Raw genomic sequence first — 22,566 nt, 5'->3', positions numbered from 1 at the left:
GTCACCGATCGACGAACTTCATCAGCTCCGCCTGGTACCGGTCGCCGGCCACATCGCCGGCGGTCGCCTCGATCCGCGCCATGTCCTCAGCGGACAACGTCAACTCGGCCGCGGCGACGTTCTCCGCCAGGTACGTACGCCGCTTGGTTCCCGGAATGGGCACCACGTCGTCGCCCTGGTTCTGCACCCAGGCCAGGGCGAGCTGCCCCGCCGTCACCCCGCGCTCCGCAGCCAGCTCACGCAGGGCGGCCACGATGGCGAGGTTCCGGTCGTAGTTCTCGCCCACGAACCGGGGCAGGCCCCGGCGCATGTCGTCCTTAGGCAGGTCGGCCGCGACCCGGCCGGTCAGAAAACCCCGCCCCAGCGGCGAGAACGGCACGATCCCGATGCCCAACTCCCGACAGGTGTCCACAATGGACCCCTCGATGTCTCGGGTCCACAGCGACCATTCGCTCTGCAGTGCGGTGATCGGGTGGACGGCGTTGGCGCGCCGGATCGTGTCCGCACCCGCCTCGGACAGCCCCAGGTGACTGACTTTCCCGGCGTCGACCAGGCCGGCCATGGCTCCGACGGTGTCCTCGATCGGCACGTTCGGGTCGACCCGGTGCAGGTAGTAGAGGTCGATGTGGTCGACCCCGAGCCGGCGCAGCGAGGCGTCGCAGGCCGACCGGACGTAGTCGGGATCGGCGCGCACTCCCATGGCGGTGTTGTCCCGGTCGATGCCGAACTTGGTGGCCAGCACCACGGACGACCGGCGGCCGGCGATCGCACGGCCGACGAGCTCCTCGTTGGCCCCCATGCCGTAGACGTCAGCCGTGTCAAGCAGGGTCACGCCCAACTCCAGGGCGCGGTGGATGGTGGCGAGGGACTCCGTCTCGTCCGCCGGCCCGTAGCTCTGGCTCATTCCCATACAGCCCAGACCCTGGGCGCCCACCTCGAGCCGCCCCAACCGGCGGCGGGACAGTGTCATGCGGTGGCCTCCTGGATCGGGGTCATCGTGCAGTAGGAATCGATCTTGTAGTTCAGGGTGTCGAGACAGCTCTGCAGTTCGGCGATCCGGCTCAGCACGTCCGCGCGGTGCTCGACGAGGATCTGCCGACGCTTCGCCTCCACGCCGGGCCCGCGCAGTTGCGCGTACTCCCGCATCATTCTGATGGGCATACCGGTGGTTCGCAGTTTGGTGAGGAACTCCAGCCAGGACAGGTCCTCGTCGCTGTAGCTCCGGCGGCCGCCGGAGTCCCGCGCCGGCGGCTCGACCAGGCCGATCCGTTCGTAGTAACGCAGTGTGTCGATGGACAGCCCACTGCGTTCAGCCGCTTGGGCAATCGCGTAAGTCACGTCCCGACGCTAGAACCTGGAGCGCGCTCTAGGTCAAGGTGATTTACGCGGGAGACCCCATGACTCCAGGTGATCGGCCAGCCCCGGCACCTCGATCTCCCCCCGGTCGACCTCTCTGACCAGGTCGAGCGCGGCGTCCTCGTCCGCGTCCACCCACCAGCCGTTGATGTCGCAGAAGGTGACAGCGGCGACCCAGCCGAGCCGCCAGTTGCCCTCAGCGAACGGACGGGTGTGGATTATCGACTCCATCAGCGCGGCCGCTTTGAGCCAGAGGGTGTCGTACGCCTCCACGCCGAGCACGGTCGCCTGCGGGCGATGTGCGGCCGAGTCGAGCAGGCCGATGTCACGCACGACCAGATCTCCCCCGGTCACCGCAGCCGCCAGGACGAGTAAGTCGCTGGCGTCCAAATAGGTGATCACCGCACACTTATACAGCGTGTGACTGGATCACCCGGTGCCGAGTCGGTCGAGCAGTCCTTCGTAGCGCGGCAGGATTCGTTCGAGCACGTCGCCGATCTGCTGCTGCTTGTGCAGCTTCGACCACCGCTCGGCCAGCGCGAGCTTCAGGATCTCCTGCTCGGAGCGTCCTTCAGCCTCAGCGAGCGCTGCCAAGCGCTCGGTCTCCTCGTCGCTCAGGCGCAAGGTCAAGGCCATTGAGGCATCCTAACGCCTGGATCACGAAAAACCAGCGCCCGTAACGCACGCGAGTGGCGAACCCGCTGCCCGCAGGGGTGCACTTTGGTGCACAGTCGGAACCGACTACACATTTCCGGGCTAACCTCAGTTGGTGCCCCGCCCCAAAACACACGACGAGGCCTTACGCGTCCGACTGCTGGACCGTGCCGGACAGCTCCTGTCCGACGCCGGTCCCGACGCGCTGAGCCTCCGGCGGCTCGCCGCCGACGTCGGCACCTCCACCACGGCCGTGTACTCGCTGTTCGGCGGAAAGCCCGCTCTGGTGCGGGAACTGTACGTCGCGGCGTTCCAACGCTTCGGTGCCCGACTGCACGAGACGGACTGCACGGGCGACCCGGAGGAGGACCTGGTCCGGCTCGGACTGGCCTACCGGCGAGCCGCGCTCGCCGAGCCGCATCTCTACTCGATCATGTTCACCAAAGCCGTCGCCGGGTTCGAACCGGACCACGAGGCAGCTGGACACGTGCTTGAACCGATGGTCGCGGTTGGACGCCGAGCCGGCCTCGACGACCCGGTGACCGCGGCCATGACGGTCTGGGGGCTGGCGCACGGCCTGGTGTCGTTGGAGCTGAACGGGAACCTCACGGACAGTGGCCAAGTCGAACGCGTCCTGCGCGCCGGCCTGGCCACCACGCCCCGCCGGACCGCTCACACCGCCCCGTACTGACGGTCACCCGCGTCGCCCAACCCGGGCACGATGAACCCGGAGTCGTTGAGGCGCTCGTCGATACTCGCCGTGACCAGCCGGACAGGCAGGCCGGACTCGGCGAGTACCCGGATCCCCTCCGGAGCGGCCAGCGCGCACACCGCCGTCACGTCCGTCGCGCCCCGGCCCACGAGCAGTTCGATCGTGTACTTCATCGAGCCGCCCGTGGCGAGCATCGGGTCGAGCACGAACACCGGCCGGCCGGCGAGACTCTCCGGCAGCGACTCCATGTACGGCGTCGGCTTGAGCGTCTCCTCGTCGCGGCTCATCCCCACGAACCCCATCTGGGCGTCCGGGATGAGCTTGTGCGCCTGGTCGGCCATGCCCAACCCGGCCCGCAGCACCGGCACGAGCAAAGGCGGGTTCGCCAGCTCGTAGCCGTCGGTCCGGGCGACCGGGGTGTGGATGCGCTCCACCCGCACCGGAGCGTCCCGCATCGCCTCGTAGATGAGCATCAGGGTCAGCTCGTGCAGCGCGGCCCGGAAGGCCGCGCTGTCCGTGCGAGCGTCCCGCATGGTGGTCAGGCGGGCCTTGGCCAGCGGGTGGTCAACCTCGAGGACGTCCATGTGCGACAAGGTATCCTCTGTCCTCGCTCCGCTCGAACGGGCTTGGCCGCCTTCAGCCGACCGTTTCCACCCCGCCCCACGCGACCGACATCTCCGCACGGGGCCGGCCGCCGCTGTGCTCGGGGCGATGTCGGGCGTGTTGCGGGGCGTAAACGATCGGCGCGGCCAAGCCAACGTGGTCTTCGGCGAACGAGACGCCTCAGTCCCACAGCGCCAGGCTGTGCATGTCCACGAAAGTGCCGATCCGGCGCAGCGCCTCGGCGGCTGGCATCGGGTCCAGCCGACGGCCGTCACGCAGCCGCAAGGCGACGTGATCATCGGCCGCCTCACGGGCACCGATCACCGCCACGTACGGCACGAGTCGCGTGTCCCTGACGCGTGCGCCCAGGCTGCCGCGCTCCGGGCCGATGATCTCCACACGAAGCTCGGTGCCTTTCAGCAACGCATCAGCGTGTGGGAGTTCAGCGTCCGATATGGGCAGCACCGCCAGTTGGGTGGGCGCGAGCCACGCCGGGAACGCGCCGCCGTACAGCTCGATGAGGTGGGCGACGGCACGTTCGACGCTGCCGATGATGCTGCGGTGCACCATGACCGGCCGGTGTTTGGCGCCGTCCGGCCCGATGTAGTGCAGGTCGAACTGCTTGGGCTGGTAGAAGTCGACCTGGACGGTGGACAGGGTCGCCTCCCGGCCGGCGCTGCCGGCGATCTGCACGTCGATCTTGGGTCCGTAGAACGCGGCCTCGCCGTCAACCGCCTCGTACGGCACACCCGACCGCTCCAGGACGTCGACCAGCAGTGCCGGCGCCTGGCGCCACACCTCCGGCTCGTCAACGTACTTCCCGCCCGGGCCGGGCAACGACAACCGGTACCGCACCGGCCGGATGCCCAGCGCCGCGTACGCCTGCCGGATCAGCCCCAGCGCGGCCGCCGCCTCGTCGGCGACCTGTTCCGGGGTGCAGAAGACATGCGCGTCGTTCAACTGGATCGCCCGCACCCGGGTCAGCCCACCGAGCACACCAGACAGTTCCGCGCGGTGCATACCGCCCAACTCGGCTATCCGCAACGGAAGTTCGCGGTAGCTGTGCGCATGGGTCCGGTAGATCACCGCGTGGTGCGGGCACAGGCTCGGCCGCAGCACGACCTGCTCACCGCCGAGATCCATCGGCGGGAACATGTCGTCCCGGTAATGCGCCCAGTGCCCGGACAATTCGTACAACTCGCGTTTGCCCATCACCGGCGAGTACACGTGCTGGTAGCCGGCCCGGCGTTCGATCGCGCGGACGTACTCCTCCAGGGTGTGCCGGACAATCGCGCCGGCCGGCAGCCAGTACGGCAGGCCGGCGCCGATCAGCGGGTCGGTGTCGAACAGGCCGAGTTCGCGGCCGAGCTTTCGGTGGTCGTACATGGACATCTCCCTCATCGACAGGGAGCGGGTGACCACACGACGAAGCCCCGGGGCACCCGCCCCGGGGCTTCGCGAAAACACTCGTCAGCGCGCCGGGACCGTCTCCGGCGTCGTCGTCACAGCGCGCATCATGTTCCTCACGGTAGCAGATCGGACTAGTCTCGGGGTGTGAGTGAGCAGCAGCCGGGGGACCACCTGAGCATCCGGATCTCGAACGAGGACCGCGAGAAGGTGGCGCAGATCCTGCACAGCGCGATGGCCGACGGTCGGATCGACCTGAAGGAACTCGAGGAACGCCTGGACACCGTCTACGCGGCCAAGACCTTCGCCGACCTCGAACCGGTCACCCGTGACCTGCCCGTCCAGGCGCCGCGCGCGCTCGCCGTCCCCCAGTCCATGCCGGTCTCGACCAACCGGATCGGCGGCACGACCGGACCGGCCCAGTCCATCGCGATCATGTCCGGCGTGGACCGCAAGACCCCGTGGGTCTGCCCGCCGCACCACAACGTGGTCGCGGTCATGGGCGGGGTGGACCTGGACCTGTCGCAGGCCACGTTCGTCGCCGAGCACACCACCATCCAGGTCTTCACGTTCTGGGGCGGCGTGGAGATCCGGGTCCCGGACGACATCCACGTGCAGGTCGACGGGATCGGCTTCATGGGCGCGTTCGAGGACAAGACCCTCGGCACCCCCGCGGAGGGCCGGCCGGTGGTGCGGATCACCGGGTTCGCGATGATGGCCGGCGTCGAGGTCAAGCCGGCCAAGAAAAAGAAGCCCCGCGGCCAGATCGACAACACCCGCGGCCAGATCGAGGAGTAGCGCCGATCACCTCGGGTGACCACGGCCCGACCGGCGGGGACCCGGCATAGACTCCTGTCTCATGGCCACTTCGACATCGCCGCCCGAGTTCGCCGAGGCGACCCGCGACGAGACGTCCCTGCGCCGGTTCCTGCAGGGCCTGCCCGGCGTCGACCAGGTCGGCGTTGAACAGCGGGCCGCGGGCCTGGCCACCCGCAGCATCAAGAAGGCGTCGAAGCTGTGGGCGATCGACACCGCGATCTCGATGGTCGACCTGACCACCCTGGAAGGCGCGGACACGCACGGCAAGGTCCGTTCGCTGTGCGCCAAGGCCCGCCGGCCCGACCCGGAGCGGCCGGACGTTCCGCAGGTCGCGGCCGTGTGCGTGTATCCGGACCTGGTGACCGTCGCGGTCGAGGCGCTCAGCGGCACGTCGATCGAGGTGGCGAGTGTGGCCACCGCGTTCCCGTCCGGCCGGGCCGCCAAGGAGATCAAGTTGGCGGACGTCAAGGAGGCGGTCAACGCCGGGGCGTCCGAAGTGGACATGGTGATCGACCGCGGCGCGTTCCTGTCCGGCCGGTACGGCCAGGTCTTCGAGGAGATCCAGGCGGTGAAGGCGGCGTGCGGCGACGCGCACCTCAAGGTCATCCTGGAGACCGGCGAACTGGTCACCTACGACAACGTCCGGCGCGCGTCCTGGCTGGCCCTGCTCGCCGGCGGCGACTTCATCAAGACCTCCACCGGCAAGGTGTCCCCCGCGGCGACCCTGCCGGTGACGCACGTGATGCTGCAGGCCGTGCACGACTGGCACAAGGCCACCGGCCAGCTGCGCGGGGTCAAGCCGGCCGGTGGCATCCGGGTGACCAAGGACGCGATCCGCTACCTGGTGGCGGTGCACGAGGTCGCCGGGCCGGCGTGGCTGACCAACAAACTGTTCCGGTTCGGCGCGTCCAGCCTGCTCAACGACCTGCTGATGCAACGCAGAACCCAACTCGAGGGCCACTACAGCGGCCCGGACTACGTGACGGTGGACTGAGTGAAGATGAGTACGTGGGAGTACGCACCCGCCCCGGAGTCCAGGGACATCGCGAACCTCAAGCCGAGCTACCGGATGTTCGTGGACGGCAAGTTCGTCGACGGCACGGGCGAGCCGCTCAAGACGATCAACCCAGCCACCGAGGAGGTCCTGGCCGAGGTCTCCACGGCCGGACCGTCCGATGTGGACCTCGCGGTCAAGGCCGCCCGCCGGGCGTACGACAAGGTGTGGGGCCGGATGTCCGGCGCCGAGCGCGCCAAGTACATCTACCGGATCGCGCGGATGATCGCGGAGCGCGCCCGCGAACTCGCTGTGTTGGAGAGCCTGGACAACGGCAAGCCGATCAAGGAGTCCAGGGACACGGACGTGCCGACCGCGTCCGCGCACTTCTTCTACCACGCGGGCTGGGCCGACAAGCTCGACTACGCGGGCTACGGTCCAGCGCCGCGCCCGCTCGGCGTGGCCGGGCAGGTGATCCCGTGGAACTTCCCGCTGCTGATGGCCGCGTGGAAGATCGCGCCCGCGCTGGCGTGCGGCAACACGGTCGTGCTCAAGCCGGCCGAGACCACGCCGCTGACCGCGTTGGTGCTGGCCGAGATCATCCAGCAGGCCGACCTGCCGCCGGGGGTGGTGAACATCATCCCGGGTGCCGGCGGGGTCGGCGCCGAGCTGGTGAACCACCCGCAGGTGGACAAGGTCGCGTTCACCGGGTCGACCGAGGTCGGCAAGCTCATCCAGGGTTCGCTGGCCGGCACCGGCAAGAAGCTCACGCTGGAACTGGGCGGCAAGGCGGCCAACATCGTCTTCGAGGACGCGCCGCTCGACCAGGCCGTCGAGGGCATCGTCAACGGGATCTTCTTCAACCAGGGGCACGTGTGCTGCGCGGGCTCCCGGCTGCTGGTCGCCGAGTCGGTCGCGGAGGAGCTGCTGGAGAAGCTGCGGACCCGGGTGTCGACGCTGCGCGTGGGCGACCCGCTGGACAAGAACACCGATGTCGGCGCGATCAACTCGGCCGAGCAGCTGGCCAAGATCCGCTCGCTGACCCAGGCCGGTGAGGACGAGGGCGCGGACAAGTGGACAAGTCCGTGTCCGTTGCCGGAGAAGGGTTTCTTCTTCGCGCCGACGGTGTTCTCGAACGTCAGCCAAGCCATGCGGATCGCCCGCGAGGAGATCTTCGGGCCGGTGCTGTCGGTGCTCACGTTCCGGACCCCGGACGAGGCCGTGGCCAAGGCGAACAACACCCCGTACGGCCTGTCCGCCGGCATCTGGACCGAGAAGGGCTCCCGGATCCTGTGGACGGCCAACCGGATGCGCGCCGGCGTGGTCTGGGCCAACACGTTCAACCGCTTCGATCCCACCGCGCCGTTCGGTGGCTACCAGGAGTCGGGTTTCGGCCGGGAAGGCGGCCGGACCGGGCTGGAGGCGTACCTCGATGTCTGAGACCCGCGTTGGCGTTGCCAAAACCTACAAGCTGTACATCGGTGGCGCTTTCCCGCGCTCCGAGTCCGGCCGCTCGTACCAGGTGAGCGACACCAAAGGGAAGTTCCTCGCGAACGTCGCCCAGGCGTCCAGAAAGGACGCACGGGACGCGGTCGCCGCCGCCCGCAAGGCGTTCCCCGGCTGGTCCGGCGCGACCGCGTACAACCGCGGCCAGGTGCTGTACCGGGTGGCTGAGGTGATGGAGGGCCGGCGCGACCAGTTCATCGCCGAGGTCGCCACCAGCGAGGGCACCCGCCGCGCACAGTCCCTTGTGGACGCTGCGATCGACCGGTGGGTCTGGTACGCGGGCTGGACCGACAAGATCGCGACCGTGCTCGGCGCGGCCAACCCGGTCGCCGGCCCGTACTTCTCGTTCACGGTCCCGGAGCCGACCGGTGTGGTCGCGGTGTTCGCGCCGCAGGACTCGTCCCTGCTCGGCCTGGTCAGCGTGCTCGCCCCGGTGGTCGCCGGCGGGAACACGGCGGTCGTGGTCACCAGCAAGGAACGCCCGCTGCCGTCGATCACGTTGTCCGAGGTGCTCGCGACCTCGGACGTGCCCGGTGGCGTGGTCAACATGCTCACCGGCAGCGCGGTCGAACTCGCTCCCTGGCTGGCTTCGCACGCGGACGTGAACGCGCTCGACCTCACCGGAGCCCCGACGATCCTGCGGACGGAACTGGAGAAGGCCGCTGCGGGCACGGTGAAGCGCGTACTGCGGACCCCGACCACCGAACCGGACTGGACGAAACAGCCGGACATCACCCGGTTGCGGGCGTACCTGGAGGCCAAGACGGTCTGGCACCCCATGGGTGTCTGACCAATTCGGGGGAACCTGCCCACCGCGGGCCACGTCGTAGGGCACAGTAGGCGTGGACAGGGAGGGGAGGACCATGCCCGAAGGCGGCTTCAAGGTCGAGCCGGAGGCGCTTGAGTCGTACCGGAGCACCATGACGTCGATGGCTGACGAACTGGGCAAGGTCGGTACCGGCGCGTTGAGCGGGATGAACGCGCTGCCAGGCGACTGCTTCGGCAAGATCGGCGCGGAGGTGGGCCTGAACGGCGCGTTCCAGCAGGCCGCGCAGGCGCAGCTGGACGGCGTCGCGGCGGCGTCGAGCGGGTTGTCGGCGCTGGCCAAGGCGGTGGGGGACGCGTTGACCGGGTACCAGAACCAGCAGGCCGACCACGAAGGGTCGATCAAGCGGGCGGAGCAGGTCTGATGAGCGCGGCGGGGTTCGTCGGCGGACTGGTCCAGCCGATGCGCGACCATCTGGCCAAGCTCGACGGTGACACGGGCGCGGGCGGACGGGCCGCGGAGGCGTTCGGCCGCGGCGTGACGTCGTTGAACGACATGAAAGGCCGGCAGGAATCCCAGGCGAAGACGACCCTGCAGGGCTGGTACGGCGACCAGGCGAACGCCTTCCAAGGACGCTCGGCCGCGTTCACGGGCGCGATGGCCACCCTGTCCGGCAACTGCACCACCGCGCAGAACGCGGCGACGACGGCCGTGAACGCGGTGAACACCGGCCGCACCAGCATCCAGGGCCTGATCGACGAGTTCATCCGGTGGGCCACGCCGATCATGCAGGCCGCGGAGTCCGCCGCGCAGAGCGGGAACGCCGCCGCCTGGACCAACGCCGCCGCCGACGCCAAGACCAAGGCGGACGACTACACCACCAAGACCGCGGCCGCGCTGCAGAAGGTCCGCGATGAGCTGACCCCGTTGGTCGGACAGTTGACCGGCCTGCAGAAGGTCGACGCGGGCAGCATGGGATCCCTCGGCCAGTCCATGGGCCCGCCGACGGCCCCTGGCGCCACGACCGCGCAGAGCGCCGGCAGCACGCACAGCGGCATCGACTCGGCCACCAGCGGCGGCCACCACGGCGGTTCGGGCTCAGGCGGCGGCGGTCACGCCGGAGGAGGCGGTGGCGGAGGCGGTGGAGGCACGGCCGTTGGTCCTCGGCTGCCTGTCGCCGTGCCGCCGCAGCCCGGCAGTGGCGTGGGCATCAACCTGCCCGGTGGCGCCAGTGTGGAGGCTCCCAACGAGATCGCCGCCGCGGCCGTCCGGAAAGCGTTGACAGCCCTTGGCACACCGTACGTCTGGGGTGCCTCGAACCCACCGTCCGGAACGGACTGCAGCGGCCTCACCTCATGGGCCTACGCGTCCGCCGGACTGTCCCTGCCGCGACACTCGGCCGCACAGGCGATGGGCGCGTCCGTCCCCGACCAGAGCCAGCTCATGCCCGGCGATCTCATTGTGTGGCAAGGACATGTGGCGATGGCGATCGGCAACGGCCAGATGATCGAGGCCGGCGACCCGGTGCAGATCAGCCACGTCCGCACCAGCAACATCGGCATGCCGTTCCTCGGCTTCTACCGCCCGACGGGCTGATCCGGCCGACGAAAAAGCCATAGAATCGGGACTTGTGGGCAACGAGGATCATGTGCAGGAGGAGTTGGACCGGCTCGGCCGGACTGTCGCCGAGACGGCGGCGCGGGCCGGGCGGATCGGCCCGGTGACCGGGGTGGCGTCCTCGGCGGACAGCATGGTCACGGTGACCGTCAGCCCTGGCGGGATGTTGCGGTCCGTGGACATCAAGCCAGCCGTGTTGGCGCGGCACCCGGACGAGGTGGCTGCCGAAGTGGTCCGGCTGGCCGCCCGCGCGACCACGGCCGCGAACTCGCGGATGCACTCGTCACTGCGGTCCGTGCTCCCCCCGAAAGCCACCGAAAGCCTTGCGGATCTTGGGATGCCGGCCGGTCACGGGCCTGACGACCCGGACGACCTCAGCGGAGTGTTCCAGTGACCGAGCCACCCGTCGACGAGTACGTCCAGCAGGCCGAAGAACGCAGGCTGGCCAGCCAGGACCTCCGCCGGCGCGTCGAGTCCATCGTCGCCACCGCCCGCGATCCCGAAGGGCTCGTCGAAGCCACCACGACCGCCGGCGGCGAGCTGAAGTCGTTGCGGCTGCACCCGACGGCACTGCACCGCGGTGTCCGCTGGCTCGGCGAGACCATCACAGCCGTCGCCCAGCAGGCCGCCGAGTACGCCAAACAGCGCGGCCTCAACCAACTGGCCCTTGTTCTCGGTGACGAGGTGACCACGCAACTCGAGGGCGCCATGGGCGTCGCCCCAGCCAGAGCCGCTGGTTGGGACGTCATCGGCGACCGAGCGGCCATCCCGGCGCCGGTATATCAGCAGGCCGTTGCCGACCAGGGAACTGAAGACGACGTCCACTCGTTCGATCCTTCGTCGCTCCGGTCCGACCGGTGATCGACGCACAACCCAAAAGCCGTAGGCTGCCGGCGTTCGGTGTGCCCAGAATGAGCGCCGGACACGGGATCACGCAGTACTGATTTACAGCGGCAAGAAGGCGGAGGGCCAATGGCTCAGGACATCGTCCCGATCGAGCTCGGGCTGCCCCAGGGCGACGTCGTCACGCTCTGGGCTCCCCGCTGGCGGGAGGACGGCGAGGACTGGGAGGCGTTCCTCGGCGACGAGGAGGACCTCTACGCGTTCCCCGACGCGGCCCACCTGGCCGCGTTCGTGCGGACGGCGACCGAGCACGATCTGACGGACCATCCGGCGTGGCCGGTGGTGCCCAAGCTGTCCGTGCCGGAACTGCTGCCGGAGGAGTCGAACCAGTTCGACCTCGTCGGCGTGCCGGAGCTGGTCGCCGAGGAGATGGACACCTGGACCATCGACGAGCTGGCCCAGATCGTCAACATCGTCCGGTCCCTCGCGGACGTCTGCGAGCTGGACGCGGTGAACGACGTGCTGTCCGCGGCCGAGGGCTTCGACCTGCTCGACCAGGGCACGTTCCCGTTCACCGGCCGGGACGGCGAGCGGCGCTGGACCCAGCTGGCGGAGACCATCGTCGAGCGGTGGGACGAGGTGCTCGACGCGATCGACGAGGTCGTGATCGCCCCTGAGGTGGACAAGGCCGCGCTGGAGGTCGCCACCGAGGAGCTGGCCGCGTTCCAGGCCGAGGCGGCCGAGTCCGAGCTGGCCAGCGACGACGAGGACATCGACGAGCTGGAGTCGGCCGAGGATGCCTCGACGGGCGCCGAGGCCGAAGCCGAGGAGGAGGCCGAGGTCGCCGAGCCGGAGCCGGTGGGCTTCTGGGCCGAGGTGGGCATCGACCCGATCAAGATCATCACCGAGAGCGCGGAGTACTACACGCTGCGCTGCTACATCGACGACGAGCCGATCTTCCTCGGCGCCGACGGCCAGATCGACGCGTTCAAGTCGACCCGCGCGCTCAGCCGGTTCATCACCTCGGAGGAAGTCGAGGACAACGACCTCACCGAGGTGTCCACCTGGGATGACGTGGTCGCCAAGGCCACCAACGGCGACCTCGAGGTGGACGTCCACATCGACAACACGTACGTGCTGACCGGGCTGGCCGACGACATCGCGGAAGGCCCGAACACGGTCGACCCGACCCAGTTGGACCTCGCCGTGGAGCTGCTCACCGACGCGGCCGAATGGGCCGGCGACGACTCCGTCGCCGACGCGCTGTCGGAGTCGGAGTCGCTGGGCTGGCTGGTGTCGTTCGTGCTCCGGCCGGACCCGACCCGCCTGGTGCCGAGCGCGCCGTTCGACGCCGAGGTCGACGTCTGGCAGAAGCTGGTCAACGCCTTCGTTGACCGGCTCACCATCCACTGAAGGGCGACTCCAGGTGGGTGGTTTCGGCCCGCGCCGAGCCACCCACCTGGGGGAACTCACTCCGAGGGGTGCTTCTCGCCGCCCGCGATGAGGGCTTCGTAGCCCGGCTTGATCACGTTGTTGATCAGCGCGAGGCGCTCGTCGAAGCCGATGAACGCGGACTTCATCGCGTTCACCGTGAACCAGCGCAGGTCGGACCAGCCGTAGCCGAAGGTGTCGACCAGCGCGGCCATCTCACTGGACACCGAGCAGCCGCTCATCAGGCGGTTGTCCGTGTTGACCGTCACCCGGAACCGCAGCTTGGTGAGCAGGCCGATCGGGTGCTCCGCGAGGGACGGCGCCGCGCCGGTCTGGAGGTTCGACGACGGGCACATCTCCAGCGGGATCCGCCGGTCGCGCACGTAGCTCGCCAGCCGGCCGAGGTGGACCGTGCCGTCGCCGTCGACCTTGATGTCGTCCACGATCCGCACGCCGTGGCCGAGCCGCTCGGCGCCGCAGTGCTGGATCGCCTCCCAGATCGACGGCAGGCCGAACGACTCGCCCGCGTGGATGGTGAAGTGCGCGTTCTGCTGGCGCAGGTACTCGAACGCGTCCAGGTTGCGGGTGGGCGGGAACCCGGCCTCCGGGCCAGCGATGTCGAAGCCCACGACGCCCTGCTCGCGGTAGCGGACGGCCAGCTCGGCGATCTCCAGCGAGCGCGCGTTCTGCCGCATCGCGCACAGCAGGGTGCCGATCCGGATCTTGCCACCGGTGGCCCGCTCGCCCTCGCGGAAGCCGGCTTCGACGGCCTGGACGATCTGGTCGAGGCTGAGACCACGCTCGGTGAACAGCTCCGGCGCGTACCTCACCTCCGCGTAGACCACGCCGTCGTCCGCCAGGTCCTGTGCACATTCGGAGGCCACCCGAACGAGAGCATCCTCACTCTGCATGACGCCGCACGTGTGGGCGAACGTCTCCAGGTAACGCTCCAGCGTGCCGGCGTTCGCGGCGTCGGTGAACCACTGGCCGAGCTCGGCCTCGTCGGTACTGGGGAGATCAACATAACCGGAGCTGTCGGCGAGTTCGATCACGGTGGCCGGCCGCAGGCCACCGTCCAGATGGTCGTGCAGCAACACTTTGGGGGCGCGTCGGATCGCCTCAGGCGTCAAGGGATTCGAGGTCGACATGGGGGTACGTTACCTGGACCGGCCATCACCCGATCGTGTCCAACCGTGGCAACGTAGTGTGCCCACTCGCTCCCAGAGTGAGACTGCCCGCAAGGGCCGAGATTACCGCTGAACGGCGTAATCTCGCGAGATCAACTAACACAGAACTAACGGGTGGTGTATGGACGCGTTTTGGGACTGGCTAGGCTCCCCTGCGTCTCCCCTCCCCAGGACGAAGGTCACCTCCGTGAACGAGAACAGCAACGCCACGGTGTCGTTCGACCGGATGCGCAACATGCTGACGCGCGCGGCCGAAATCCGTGAGAGCGAGCAGCAGCAGGTGTTCGACGCGCTCGACGAGATCCACGCCAGGCTCTCGCCGTTGGAGTCGATCGGGTCCGTGCGCAAGCGGCTGTCCGAACTACCGGATCGCACCGAGGTCGGTGTGATAGCGGAACGCCTGGACGAGGCGATGGCGAAACTTGAGGCCCAGGACAACGCGATCGCGTCCCTGGCCCGTGCGGTCGAATCGATCGTGGACAAGCTGGCCACACCGTTCGCCCAGCTCGACGGCCGGCTGGACGGCGTCGTCGGCAAGATGGAAGGCGTCGTCGGCCGGATGGACGGCCTCGAGGACAAGCTGGCGAACATCCACCGGCGGATCGACTCCCTCGACACGCACCTCGACAAGCAGGACACCAAGCTCGACTCGGTGCCCAGCGCGACCCACGTGCCGCTGCGCGAGCGCATCGACACCCTGGAGACCGCGCTGCGCGGCCGCCTGGACGAGGTCGACGAAGGCGTGCACGAGCACCTCGACGGCACGAAGGACGCCCTGCACCGGCACATCACCGAGGTCAACGACGGCGTCAACCACCGGTTCGACGAGACCCGTGACTCGGTCAGCTCGACGCGTGACTCGCTGGCCGCCTCGGTGTCCGACAGCCGTGCCGCGTTGGCGTCGTCCCTGGACAACAGCCGCGACCTGCTGTCGAAGTCGCTGGACAGCACGCGTGACTCGTTGGCGTCGTCGCTCGACAACACCCGCGACCAGCTGGGCACGTCGCTCGACGAGGCCCGCAACGCGCTCAACGCGGCCTTGGACGAGACCAAGGAGACAATGGACGCCAGCGACCGGCTGGAGTCCCTGGCGCAGCGCCTGGAGCAGGCCCTCGGCCGGCTCGACGACATGGCGTCCCGGCTGGACACGGTGGAGGACGGCTTCGCGGCCCGGCTCGGCGAGCTGGGCGGCACGATCGAGCAGAACCTCACCAAGGTGCACAGCCTGGTGGCGATCCAGCCGGACACCGACAAGGTCACGTCGTTGGTGCGCAAGAGCAACGAGGAGACCGAGCGCCGGATCGGCGGCCACCTGGACGAGGCGATGGCCACGTTCGCCGAGCTGATGATGGGCGGCGGCCCCACGATGCCGGCGGCGCCGCCGTCGACCATGCCGCGCCAGCAGCGCCGAGCCCGTGGCGGCAAGAAGATCAACGGCGAGAAGCCGCGGATCGAGGAACTCGAAGAGGCGGACTCCACCGAGGAGGCCTGACGGATTCGATCGAAAGGGCCGCCTCCTGGGCGGCCCTTTCGTCTATCGGACCGTGTCGATGACCAGCTTGGCCGGCTCCGGCGTGCCGTGCTCGACGCGGTAGCCGCCGTCGAGCGCCTGCAGAGCGCCTTCCATGGCCTCCGGTGTGTCCGTGCGTAGTTCCAGGAGCGGCTCGCCGGCAAGCACCCGGTCGCCCGGCTTCTTGTGGCAGATGACGCCAGCGGCGTGCTGCACGGCGTCTTCCTTGCGGGCGCGGCCTGCGCCCAGCCGCCAGGCCGCCACACCGACCTGGTAGGCGTCCAGCTGGGTCAGGGTGCCATCGGCCACAGCTTCGACGATGTGCACGTGTCCGGCCTTCGGGAGAGGCGCCTCGGGGTCGCCGCCCTGGGCGCTGATCATCCGGCACCAGGTCTCGTAGGCCCCGCCTGCCGCAAGCGTTTGCGCCGGGTCGGCGTCGATGCCGGCGAGGGCGAGCATCTCCCTGGCGAGGGCGACTGTGAGGTCGATGATGTCCTGTGGCCCACCGCCCTTGAGGACTTCCACGGATTCCGCGACCTCGACGGCGTTGCCAACCGCACGGCCCAACGGAACGGACATGTCGGTGAGCAACGCGGTGACTTTGCGACCGTGCTGCTTGCCGATCCCCACGAGCGCTTCAGCGAGAGCGCGGGCGTCCTGCTCGGTCTTCATGAACGCGCCCGAACCGACCTTCACGTCCAGCACGAGCGCCTCGGCGCCCTCAGCGATCTTCTTGGACATGATCGAGCTGGCGATCAACGGAATCGACTCAACCGTCGACGTGACATCACGCAGTGCGTACAACTTCTTGTCCGCAGGAGCCAACCCCTCAGTGGCCGCGCACACCACCGCGCCGACCTCGACGAGCTGCTTCCTGATCTCGTCGGTGCTCAACTGCGCCCGCCACCCGGGAATGGACTCCAGCTTGTCCAGCGTGCCCCCGGTGTGCCCCAACCCCCGGCCGCTCAACTGCGGAACCGCCGCCCCGCACGCGGCCACCAACGGCGCCAACGGCAACGTGATCTTGTCCCCGACCCCACCGGTCGAGTGCTTGTCCACGGTCGGCCGGTCCACCTCGAGGTCGAGCCGTTCCCCGGAGTCGATCATCGCCTGGGTCAGCCTGGCCGCCTCGGCGGTGTCCATCCCGTTCAGGAAGATGGCCATGGCCAACGCGGACATCTGCTCGTCGGCCACCACACCCCGGGTGTACGCGTCCACGACCCAGTCGATCTGGTCGTCACTCAGCCGGTGACCATCCCGCTTCGTCCGGATGACGTCCACAGCGGACAGTCGTTCGCGACCCATCGCTCCTCCTCGAACTCGGTGCACCCCACCCTACGTTCACGCGGGCAGGTGCTCCGGCCCGAACGCCTCCGGCAGGACCGCACTCATCGGCAGAATCCCCCGCGGCGTATCGACAAGACACTCCAGCCCACCGAACTCATAGATCACCTGCCGACACCGCCCACAAGGCATCAGCAACTCCCCCACCCCACTCCGGCACGCCACCGCCACCAACCGCCCACCACCAGTCATCCGCAACTGCCCCACCATCGTGCACTCGGCACACAACCCAAGCCCGTACGACGCGTTCTCCACGTTGCACCCAACTATGGTCCGCCCGTCCGACACCAGCGCCGCGGCACCCACTTGCAGGCCGGAGTAGGGGCAGTAGGCGTTCGCCGCCGCCTCGATCGCGGCCTTCCGCAGGGCATCCCAGTCAGGGTTCATGATCCCGCACGCTAGCGAAACACCAGGTCAGAGTCCAAAGAAAAGACCCGGCCCCTCGGTGCCACCAGTGGCGCCCGGCACCAACAGCGCTGTCACCACGCAGGTCGTGCGCTGTCGGCGCTGCGCTCGGATTGATTGTGGCGACTGGCACGCCTGGTGCTGTGCAGTGTCATGAGCCTTGGCCTCGGCGGTAGATGAAGCCGTCGGCCTGGGGCATTCGGAGTCGTTGTGATGCCACGGCGAGCACGATCAACGTGACGAAGTGCGGTGCGTACGGGGTCAGGTCGCGGGGTAGTTCGTCGACGCTGTAGTAGATGGCGTACAGGATTCCCGCGGCCAGGACTGCGGCGCCGGCGGCGAACCAGCGGCGGCGGACCAGTTGTACGACGACGACGATCACCAGCAGCAGGACGGCCGCGTAGAGCAGGGCCAGGACGGCTGGGCCGCGGCCGGAGAGTTGGAGGCCGTCGGTGTAGCCGAAGAGGGCGGAGCCGCTCAGCAGGCCGCCGGGGCGCCAGTTGCCGAAGATCATCGCGGCCAGGCCGATGTAGCCGCGGCCGTTGGTCTGGTTTTCCAGGTAGTCGGCGCCGTCCTTCAGGAGCACGAGGGAGGCGCCGCCGGCGCCGGCGAAGGCGCCGGAGATCAGTACGGCCACGTATTTGTAGGCGTACACGTTGACGCCGAGGGACTCTGCCGCGACTGGGTTCTCGCCGCAGGAACGCAGGCGCAGGCCGAAGCGGGTGCGCCAGAGCAGCAGGTAGCTGACCGGCACCAGCAGGACCGCGAGCATGGTCAGCGGGGCCACCTGGGTGATCAGGCCGCGGACGATGCCGGCCACGTCGGAGATCACCACTCGTTGTTGGTGTTCCAGGTCACCGAGCCAGGACGACAGGCCGGACGCCGAGTAGGTGTCGAACTTCGGGACCACCGGGGACTGGCGCGGGTTGTGCGACAGTGGTTGGAAGACCAGGTGTGCCAGGTATTTCGTGACACCGAGGCCGAGCAGGTTGATGGCCACACCGGACACGATGTGGTTCACGCCGAACGTGACTGTGGCGATCGCGTGCAGCAGGCCGCCGAGGGCGCCGAACGCGCACGCGGCGATCAGGCCGACCCACGGGCCGGCGTAGTAGCTGCCCCAGGCCGCGCCCCACGTGCCGAGGATCATCATGCCCTCGAGGCCGATGTTGACCACGCCCGCGCGTTCCGACCACAGGCCGCCCAAGGCCGCCAACAGGATCGGCAACGCGAGCCGCAACGCGGTCTGGGAGGTGCTGGACGACGTGAGGTCGGTGTTCCCGGTCAGGTAGGACGCTGTGGACAGGACCGCGATGGTGCCGACCGCCCACAGGACACCCCTGAGCCAGCCCGGAAAGCGACGCTCCTTCGGCGGAATCGCCATGGTGACCGGCGAGCTGACAGTGGTCGCCATCAGGCACCTCCCGCCGCGAGTTCGCGACCCACTCTGCGTTGCTCCGCGGCCAGTTCGAAGCGGCGGACGACCTCATAGGCCACGACGACCGACAGCACGATCGCGCCCTGCATGATCGTTGTCATCTCCTGGGGCACACCCACGTTGTCCAGGGACACCGCGGACTTGTCGAGATACGCCCACAGCAGGGCGCCCAACGCGATCCCGCCCGGGTGGTTCCGGCCGAGCAGGGCGACCGCGATGCCGACGAAGCCGTAGCCCGCCGGCGAGGTCTGCAGGTACTCGTGGTCACGGCCGAGCAGCTCCGGCAGGCCGGTGAGGCCGGCGATGCCGCCGGACAGCAGCATCGCCGTGATGACCATCTTGCGGGCGTCCACACCGCCGGCGGTGGCCGCCGTGGGCGACTCGCCGCTGGCCTTCAGCTCGAACCCGAACCGGGTCCGGTTCAGCATCACCCAGTACGCCACGCCGATCAGCGCGGCGATGAACACGAACCCGAACAGGCTGCCCGAGCCGATCGGGATGCCCGGCACCCAGCCGGACGACTCGATCGGCTGGGTCGTGATGTTGTTGCCGCGCTGCACACCGAACGCCTTGACGCCGGTCAGGTACGCGATCAGGCCGATCGCGATGGCGTTCAGCATGATCGTCGAAATGACCTCGCTGACCCCGCGATACACCTTCAGCAACGCGGGAACCAGCGCGTACGCCGCACCGGCCAGGACCGCGACGATGAGGATCACGACAGTGTGGATGCCGGCCGGCAGGACGATCTCGCCGCCGACGATCGCCGCGACCACCGCAGCGAAGCGGTACTGGCCCTCCACACCGATGTTGAACAGGTTCATCTGGAAGCCGATGGCCACCGCGAGACCCGCGATGTAGTACACGGCACCGCTGTTCACCGTGTCGATCAGCGTGGTGCCGCGGCCCAACTGGCCGATCATGGCGCCGAACGCCTTCAGCGGGTCGTCCCCGGAGATCACCAGGGCGATCGTGCACAGCAGCACCGAGAACACGATCGCCAACACGGGCGGCAGCAGTTTGCCACGCAGTGTGGTCCTCACTTCGCCTCCCTGGGCGCGCCGGTCATGGCGCAGCCGAGATCCTCCGGGGTCACCGTCGCCGGGTCCTCTTCGGACACCAGCCGGCCGCGCAGCATCACCACGATCCGGTCGGACAGCCCGATCAGCTCGTCCAGGTCGGCGGACACCAGCAGCACCGCGAGCCCGTTGGCGCGGGCCTGGCGGATCTGCTCCCAGATCAACGCCTGCGCGCCCACGTCCACACCGCGCGTCGGATGCGACGCGATCAGCAGCACGGGATCGCCGGACAGTTCCCGGCCGACGATGAGTTTCTGTTGGTTCCCACCGGAAAGTGCGGCGGCCGGCACGTCGATGCCCGGCGTGCGCACGTCGTAGGCCTCAACGATCCGGCGAGTGTCCTGTTTGGCCCCGGCGATGTCCAGCCACTGCCCGCCGGACACCGGCTTGCGGGTCTGGTAACCGAGCATCCGGTTGGCCCACAACGGTTGCGTCAGCAGCAGGCCGTACCGGGTGCGGTCCTCGGCGATGTACCCGATGCCGGCCTCGCGACGGGCCAGCGTGCCGAGCTTCGTGATGTCGTTGCCACCAAGCGAAACCATGCCGGCGGCCGCCTTGCGCATGCCCATGATCGTCTCGACCAGCTCGGTCTGCCCGTTGCCTTCGACGCCGGCCACCCCGACGATCTCACCGGACCGTACGAGCAGGGAGATGTCGTCCAGCACGGCCCGGCCGGACGACTCCAGCCGTAGATCCGTCACGGTCAGCACGGGCATGTCGGTGACCGTGGACTCCCGCGTCTCCGGGCTGGGCAGCTCGGAGCCGACCATCATCTCGGCCAGCTGCCGGGAGCTGATCGTCTTCGGGTCGGCCGTGCCGACCGTGGTGCCGCGCCGGATCACGGTGACCGTGTCGGCGATCGCCCGGACCTCGTCCAGCTTGTGCGAGATGAAGATGAACGTGAAGCCGTCGTCACGCATCTGCCGGACGGTCGCGAACAGGTCGTCGACCTCCTGCGGGACAAGCACCGCGGTCGGCTCGTCCAGGATGACGATCCGGGCGCCGCGGTAGAGCACCTTGACGATCTCGACCCGCTGCCGGTCGGCCACCCCGAGGTACTCCAGCGGACTGTCCAGATCGGTCCGCAGGCCGGTCCGTTCGGCCAGCTCGGCGACCCGGCCCCGGGCCTTGCGGCCGGTTCCGTGCAGCGCCTCGGCGCCGAGCACCACGTTCTCCAGTACCGAAAGGTTGTCGGCCAACATGAAGTGCTGGTGCACCATGCCGATGCCGACCTTGATCGCGTCCGACGGGCTGCGGAACTGCACAACCGTGCCGTTGACCGTGATCGTGCCCTCGTCCGGCTGCTGCATCCCGTACAGGATCTTCATCAACGTGGACTTGCCGGCGCCGTTCTCGCCGCAGACCGCGTGCACCTCACCTCTGCGCACCACAAGGCGGACATCGCTGTTGGCGACCACCCCGGGAAAGCGTTTGGTGATTCCCTCCAGTACGACGGCCGGTTCGTCGGCGACGTCCGTGCTCATGGTTTACCAGCTCCCTGAACTGGTGCCGGGGCCCGGAAAGCTCATGACTTCCCGGGCCCCGGACAACCGCTGAGTGTCCTACTTGCTCGGCTTGTCCGACACGGTGATCTGGCCGCCGACGATCTGGCCCTTGTACGCGTCCAGCACCGACTTGATGGTGTCGATCTGGCCGCCGGAGGTGGCGTAGCCGACGCCGTCCACCTTCAGGTCGAACCGCTTGGGCAGCGACGACAGGTTGTTCGAGGCCACCGCTTGGACGTAGTCGAACACCGCGACGTCGACCCGCTTGAGCATCGAGGTGATGATCACGTCCTTGACGTCCGCGACCGTCGACTGGTTGTACTGGTCCGAGTCGACCCCGATGGCCAGCACGTTCTTGGACTTCGCGGCCTGGAACACGCCCTTGCCGGACGCGCCCGCGGCCTGGTAGACGACGTCCGCGCCGCGGCCGATCTCACCGGCGGCGACGGTGTTGCCCTTCGCCGGGTCCTGGAAACCGGTGAAGTCACCGGCCGGCGTGATGTACTCGCTCTCGATCTTGACGTCCGGCGCGGCGGCCTTCGCACCCTGCTTGAAGCCGGCCTCGAACTTCTGGATCAGCGGCGTGTCCACGCCGCCGACGAAGCCGATGTGGCACGCCTTGCTCTTGTACGCCGCGGCGACACCCACCAGGAAGGAGCCCTGCTCCTCGGCGAACACCAGCGGCGTCACGTTCGGCAGCGTCACGGTGTCGTCGTCGACGATCCCGAACTTCACATTCGGGTACTGGGTGGCGACCGCCTTCACCGAGTCCGCGTACGCGAACCCGATCGCGACGACCGGGTTGTACCCGCCGTCGGCGAGCTGGCGCAGCCGGCTGGTCTTGGCGTCCGGCGACTCGTTCGGCGCCGCGGTCAGCTCCTTGACGTCCTTGATGCCCAGGTCCGCCTTTGCCTTGTCCATCCCGGCGCCGGCGGCGTCGTTGAACGACGCGTCACCACGGCCGCCGATGTCGAAGGCGAGGCCCACCTTGAGCGCGCTGCCGTCCACCTTCGCGCCCGACGAGCTGCTGCTGGTGCTGCCGCCACCGGACGCCGCCGGCGGCGTCGCGACCTTGCACCCCGCGGCGAGGGAACCAGGCGTCTGGCTGCCAGCACCGCCGGCCGGTGGGTTGCTCGAACCGCCTCCCGAGTCCTTGGCACATCCGGCCAGCGCAAGGGCTCCGGTCAAGGCGACGGCCGCCAACGTGGTTACGCGCGATCGACGCACGACGTACTCCCTCCCCGCTCCATGAGCAGCGAACGACCCGGCGGGGGCCGCCGGGAATTGCGAATTGGCGAACCGTACCCGTCCGTAGGAGAGCCCCAGCACGCACCGGCCCCGGCGTAATCCAATCGTTTACCGAAAGACCACTATGGCAGCGGCATGACCA

General features: G+C 68.8%; 24 protein-coding genes. 11 read left to right on the top strand and 13 right to left on the bottom strand.

The annotated features are described in order from the left end of the window. Position 1: 1 nt before the first annotated feature. From EV192_RS06625 to EV192_RS06610, 4 genes are read right to left on the bottom strand one after another with little or no spacing between them, the layout of a single operon-like run. Positions 2 to 970: an aldo/keto reductase gene (locus EV192_RS06625; protein ID WP_132112027.1), complete on the bottom strand. Its 969-nt coding sequence runs from the start codon at positions 968 to 970 to the stop codon at positions 2 to 4. Then, positions 967 to 1,338: a MerR family transcriptional regulator gene (locus EV192_RS06620; RefSeq protein ID WP_132112025.1), complete on the bottom strand. Its 372-nt coding sequence runs from the start codon at positions 1,336 to 1,338 to the stop codon at positions 967 to 969. Before EV192_RS06620 ends, EV192_RS06625 begins: the two co-directional genes overlap by 4 nt. A 33-nt stretch (positions 1,339 to 1,371) precedes the next feature. After that, positions 1,372 to 1,758 (bottom strand): type II toxin-antitoxin system death-on-curing family toxin, encoded by a 387-nt coding sequence (locus EV192_RS06615; protein WP_132112023.1) that lies wholly within the window; start codon positions 1,756 to 1,758, stop codon positions 1,372 to 1,374. Positions 1,759 to 1,785: 27 nt separating this feature from the next. Beyond that, the gene (locus EV192_RS06610) at positions 1,786 to 1,992 is read right to left on the bottom strand and encodes a ribbon-helix-helix protein, CopG family (protein ID WP_132112021.1); all 207 of its coding nucleotides are present in this window, start codon (positions 1,990 to 1,992) and stop codon (positions 1,786 to 1,788) included. Positions 1,993 to 2,125: 133 nt separating this feature from the next. On the opposite strand from EV192_RS06610, the gene EV192_RS06605 reads away from it, so the two are divergent. Next, on the top strand, positions 2,126 to 2,701 hold the full coding sequence (locus EV192_RS06605) for a TetR/AcrR family transcriptional regulator (protein ID WP_132112020.1): 576 nt from the start codon (positions 2,126 to 2,128) through the stop codon (positions 2,699 to 2,701). Here EV192_RS06605 and upp read toward each other — a convergent pair. Beyond that, on the bottom strand, positions 2,683 to 3,306 hold the full coding sequence (gene upp / locus EV192_RS06600; RefSeq protein WP_132112018.1) for a uracil phosphoribosyltransferase: 624 nt from the start codon (positions 3,304 to 3,306) through the stop codon (positions 2,683 to 2,685). The genes EV192_RS06605 and upp overlap by 19 nt on opposite strands. Positions 3,307 to 3,505: 199 nt before the next feature. Further along, positions 3,506 to 4,726 (bottom strand): threonine--tRNA ligase, encoded by a 1,221-nt coding sequence (gene thrS / locus EV192_RS06595; protein ID WP_279492877.1) that lies wholly within the window; start codon positions 4,724 to 4,726, stop codon positions 3,506 to 3,508. Positions 4,727 to 4,879: 153 nt separating this feature from the next. Here thrS and EV192_RS06590 point away from each other — a divergent pair, with 153 nt between their 5' ends. The 9 genes from EV192_RS06590 to EV192_RS06550 all read left to right on the top strand — a co-directional run bounded on the left by EV192_RS06590 (position 4,880) and on the right by EV192_RS06550 (position 12,690). After that, entirely contained in the window at positions 4,880 to 5,530 is a 651-nt protein-coding gene (locus EV192_RS06590; RefSeq protein ID WP_243726661.1) for a DUF1707 SHOCT-like domain-containing protein, read from the top strand. 61 nt (positions 5,531 to 5,591) lie between these two features. Then, positions 5,592 to 6,545: a deoxyribose-phosphate aldolase gene (gene deoC / locus EV192_RS06585; RefSeq protein ID WP_132112014.1), complete on the top strand. Its 954-nt coding sequence runs from the start codon at positions 5,592 to 5,594 to the stop codon at positions 6,543 to 6,545. Positions 6,546 to 6,551: 6 nt separating this feature from the next. Then, positions 6,552 to 7,985 carry an aldehyde dehydrogenase family protein gene (locus tag EV192_RS06580; protein WP_132112012.1) on the top strand — a complete coding sequence of 478 codons (1,434 nt, stop codon included), beginning with the start codon at positions 6,552 to 6,554 and terminating at the stop codon, positions 7,983 to 7,985. Then, the gene (locus tag EV192_RS06575; protein WP_132112010.1) at positions 7,978 to 8,841 is read left to right on the top strand and encodes an aldehyde dehydrogenase family protein; all 864 of its coding nucleotides are present in this window, start codon (positions 7,978 to 7,980) and stop codon (positions 8,839 to 8,841) included. The genes EV192_RS06580 and EV192_RS06575 overlap by 8 nt, the downstream gene beginning before the upstream one ends. A gap of 73 nt (positions 8,842 to 8,914) precedes the next feature. Continuing rightward, positions 8,915 to 9,241 carry a hypothetical protein gene (locus tag EV192_RS06570; RefSeq protein ID WP_132112008.1) on the top strand — a complete coding sequence of 109 codons (327 nt, stop codon included), beginning with the start codon at positions 8,915 to 8,917 and terminating at the stop codon, positions 9,239 to 9,241. Next, positions 9,241 to 10,413, top strand: coding sequence for a C40 family peptidase (locus EV192_RS06565; protein WP_132112006.1), 1,173 nt, complete (start codon positions 9,241 to 9,243; stop codon positions 10,411 to 10,413). The genes EV192_RS06570 and EV192_RS06565 overlap by 1 nt, the downstream gene beginning before the upstream one ends. Before the next feature lie 34 nt (positions 10,414 to 10,447). After that, positions 10,448 to 10,828, top strand: a complete 381-nt coding sequence (locus tag EV192_RS06560) for a YbaB/EbfC family nucleoid-associated protein (protein ID WP_132112004.1) — start codon at positions 10,448 to 10,450, stop codon at positions 10,826 to 10,828. Next, complete coding sequence (locus EV192_RS06555) at positions 10,825 to 11,295, top strand: YbaB/EbfC family nucleoid-associated protein (RefSeq protein WP_132112002.1); 471 nt, start codon at positions 10,825 to 10,827, stop codon at positions 11,293 to 11,295. Before EV192_RS06560 ends, EV192_RS06555 begins: the two co-directional genes overlap by 4 nt. Positions 11,296 to 11,406: 111 nt before the next feature. After that, a complete protein-coding gene (locus EV192_RS06550; protein WP_132112000.1) occupies positions 11,407 to 12,690 on the top strand; it encodes a primosomal protein in 1,284 nt (427 codons plus the stop codon). Positions 12,691 to 12,746: 56 nt separating this feature from the next. Here EV192_RS06550 and EV192_RS06545 read toward each other — a convergent pair whose 3' ends face one another. Next, the gene (locus EV192_RS06545; RefSeq protein ID WP_132111998.1) at positions 12,747 to 13,856 is read right to left on the bottom strand and encodes an adenosine deaminase; all 1,110 of its coding nucleotides are present in this window, start codon (positions 13,854 to 13,856) and stop codon (positions 12,747 to 12,749) included. 265 nt (positions 13,857 to 14,121) lie between these two features. On the opposite strand from EV192_RS06545, the gene EV192_RS06540 reads away from it, so the two are divergent. Further along, on the top strand, positions 14,122 to 15,387 hold the full coding sequence (locus EV192_RS06540; protein WP_424923348.1) for a hypothetical protein: 1,266 nt from the start codon (positions 14,122 to 14,124) through the stop codon (positions 15,385 to 15,387). 42 nt (positions 15,388 to 15,429) lie between these two features. On the opposite strand, the gene EV192_RS06535 is transcribed toward EV192_RS06540, so the two are convergent. The 6 genes from EV192_RS06535 to EV192_RS06505 form a co-directional block, all read right to left on the bottom strand. After that, positions 15,430 to 16,710 carry a thymidine phosphorylase gene (locus EV192_RS06535; RefSeq protein ID WP_132111994.1) on the bottom strand — a complete coding sequence of 427 codons (1,281 nt, stop codon included), beginning with the start codon at positions 16,708 to 16,710 and terminating at the stop codon, positions 15,430 to 15,432. A gap of 36 nt (positions 16,711 to 16,746) precedes the next feature. Beyond that, complete coding sequence (locus EV192_RS06530; protein WP_424923342.1) at positions 16,747 to 17,136, bottom strand: cytidine deaminase; 390 nt, start codon at positions 17,134 to 17,136, stop codon at positions 16,747 to 16,749. 169 nt (positions 17,137 to 17,305) lie between these two features. Next, positions 17,306 to 18,568, bottom strand: a complete 1,263-nt coding sequence (locus EV192_RS06520; protein WP_132111990.1) for an ABC transporter permease — start codon at positions 18,566 to 18,568, stop codon at positions 17,306 to 17,308. Then, complete coding sequence (locus tag EV192_RS06515; RefSeq protein WP_132111988.1) at positions 18,568 to 19,635, bottom strand: ABC transporter permease; 1,068 nt, start codon at positions 19,633 to 19,635, stop codon at positions 18,568 to 18,570. Before EV192_RS06515 ends, EV192_RS06520 begins: the two co-directional genes overlap by 1 nt. Then, on the bottom strand, positions 19,632 to 21,155 hold the full coding sequence (locus EV192_RS06510; protein ID WP_132111986.1) for an ABC transporter ATP-binding protein: 1,524 nt from the start codon (positions 21,153 to 21,155) through the stop codon (positions 19,632 to 19,634). The genes EV192_RS06515 and EV192_RS06510 overlap by 4 nt, the downstream gene beginning before the upstream one ends. 78 nt (positions 21,156 to 21,233) lie before the next feature. Further along, positions 21,234 to 22,403 (bottom strand): BMP family lipoprotein, encoded by a 1,170-nt coding sequence (locus EV192_RS06505; protein ID WP_132111984.1) that lies wholly within the window; start codon positions 22,401 to 22,403, stop codon positions 21,234 to 21,236. Positions 22,404 to 22,566 lie beyond the last annotated feature (163 nt).

Origin of the sequence: Actinocrispum wychmicini, from assembly GCF_004345645.1 — a bacterium.
Lineage (GTDB): Bacteria > Actinomycetota > Actinomycetes > Mycobacteriales > Pseudonocardiaceae > Kibdelosporangium > Kibdelosporangium wychmicini.
The sequence above is the reverse complement of the archived record's forward strand: the minus strand, read 5'-3'. Positions and strand labels throughout refer to the sequence as shown.

Excerpts from the sequence above, each read along its gene's own strand:
- EV192_RS06625 (WP_132112027.1), bottom strand. The coding sequence starts at position 970 with ATGACACTGTCCCGCCGCCGGTTGGGGCGGCTCGAGGTGGGCGCCCAG.
- EV192_RS06610 (WP_132112021.1), bottom strand. The coding sequence starts at position 1,992 with ATGGCCTTGACCTTGCGCCTGAGCGACGAGGAGACCGAGCGCTTGGCA.
- upp (WP_132112018.1), bottom strand. The coding sequence starts at position 3,306 with ATGGACGTCCTCGAGGTTGACCACCCGCTGGCCAAGGCCCGCCTGACC.
- thrS (WP_279492877.1), bottom strand. The coding sequence starts at position 4,726 with ATGAGGGAGATGTCCATGTACGACCACCGAAAGCTCGGCCGCGAACTC.
- deoC (WP_132112014.1), top strand. The coding sequence starts at position 5,592 with ATGGCCACTTCGACATCGCCGCCCGAGTTCGCCGAGGCGACCCGCGAC.
- EV192_RS06580 (WP_132112012.1), top strand. The coding sequence starts at position 6,552 with ATGAGTACGTGGGAGTACGCACCCGCCCCGGAGTCCAGGGACATCGCG.
- EV192_RS06575 (WP_132112010.1), top strand. The coding sequence starts at position 7,978 with ATGTCTGAGACCCGCGTTGGCGTTGCCAAAACCTACAAGCTGTACATC.
- EV192_RS06570 (WP_132112008.1), top strand. The coding sequence starts at position 8,915 with ATGCCCGAAGGCGGCTTCAAGGTCGAGCCGGAGGCGCTTGAGTCGTAC.
- EV192_RS06565 (WP_132112006.1), top strand. The coding sequence starts at position 9,241 with ATGAGCGCGGCGGGGTTCGTCGGCGGACTGGTCCAGCCGATGCGCGAC.
- EV192_RS06550 (WP_132112000.1), top strand. The coding sequence starts at position 11,407 with ATGGCTCAGGACATCGTCCCGATCGAGCTCGGGCTGCCCCAGGGCGAC.
- EV192_RS06545 (WP_132111998.1), bottom strand. The coding sequence starts at position 13,856 with ATGTCGACCTCGAATCCCTTGACGCCTGAGGCGATCCGACGCGCCCCC.
- EV192_RS06540 (WP_424923348.1), top strand. The coding sequence starts at position 14,122 with ATGCGCAACATGCTGACGCGCGCGGCCGAAATCCGTGAGAGCGAGCAG.
- EV192_RS06535 (WP_132111994.1), bottom strand. The coding sequence starts at position 16,710 with ATGGGTCGCGAACGACTGTCCGCTGTGGACGTCATCCGGACGAAGCGG.
- EV192_RS06530 (WP_424923342.1), bottom strand. The coding sequence starts at position 17,136 with ATGAACCCTGACTGGGATGCCCTGCGGAAGGCCGCGATCGAGGCGGCG.
- EV192_RS06520 (WP_132111990.1), bottom strand. The coding sequence starts at position 18,568 with ATGGCGACCACTGTCAGCTCGCCGGTCACCATGGCGATTCCGCCGAAG.
- EV192_RS06510 (WP_132111986.1), bottom strand. The coding sequence starts at position 21,155 with ATGAGCACGGACGTCGCCGACGAACCGGCCGTCGTACTGGAGGGAATC.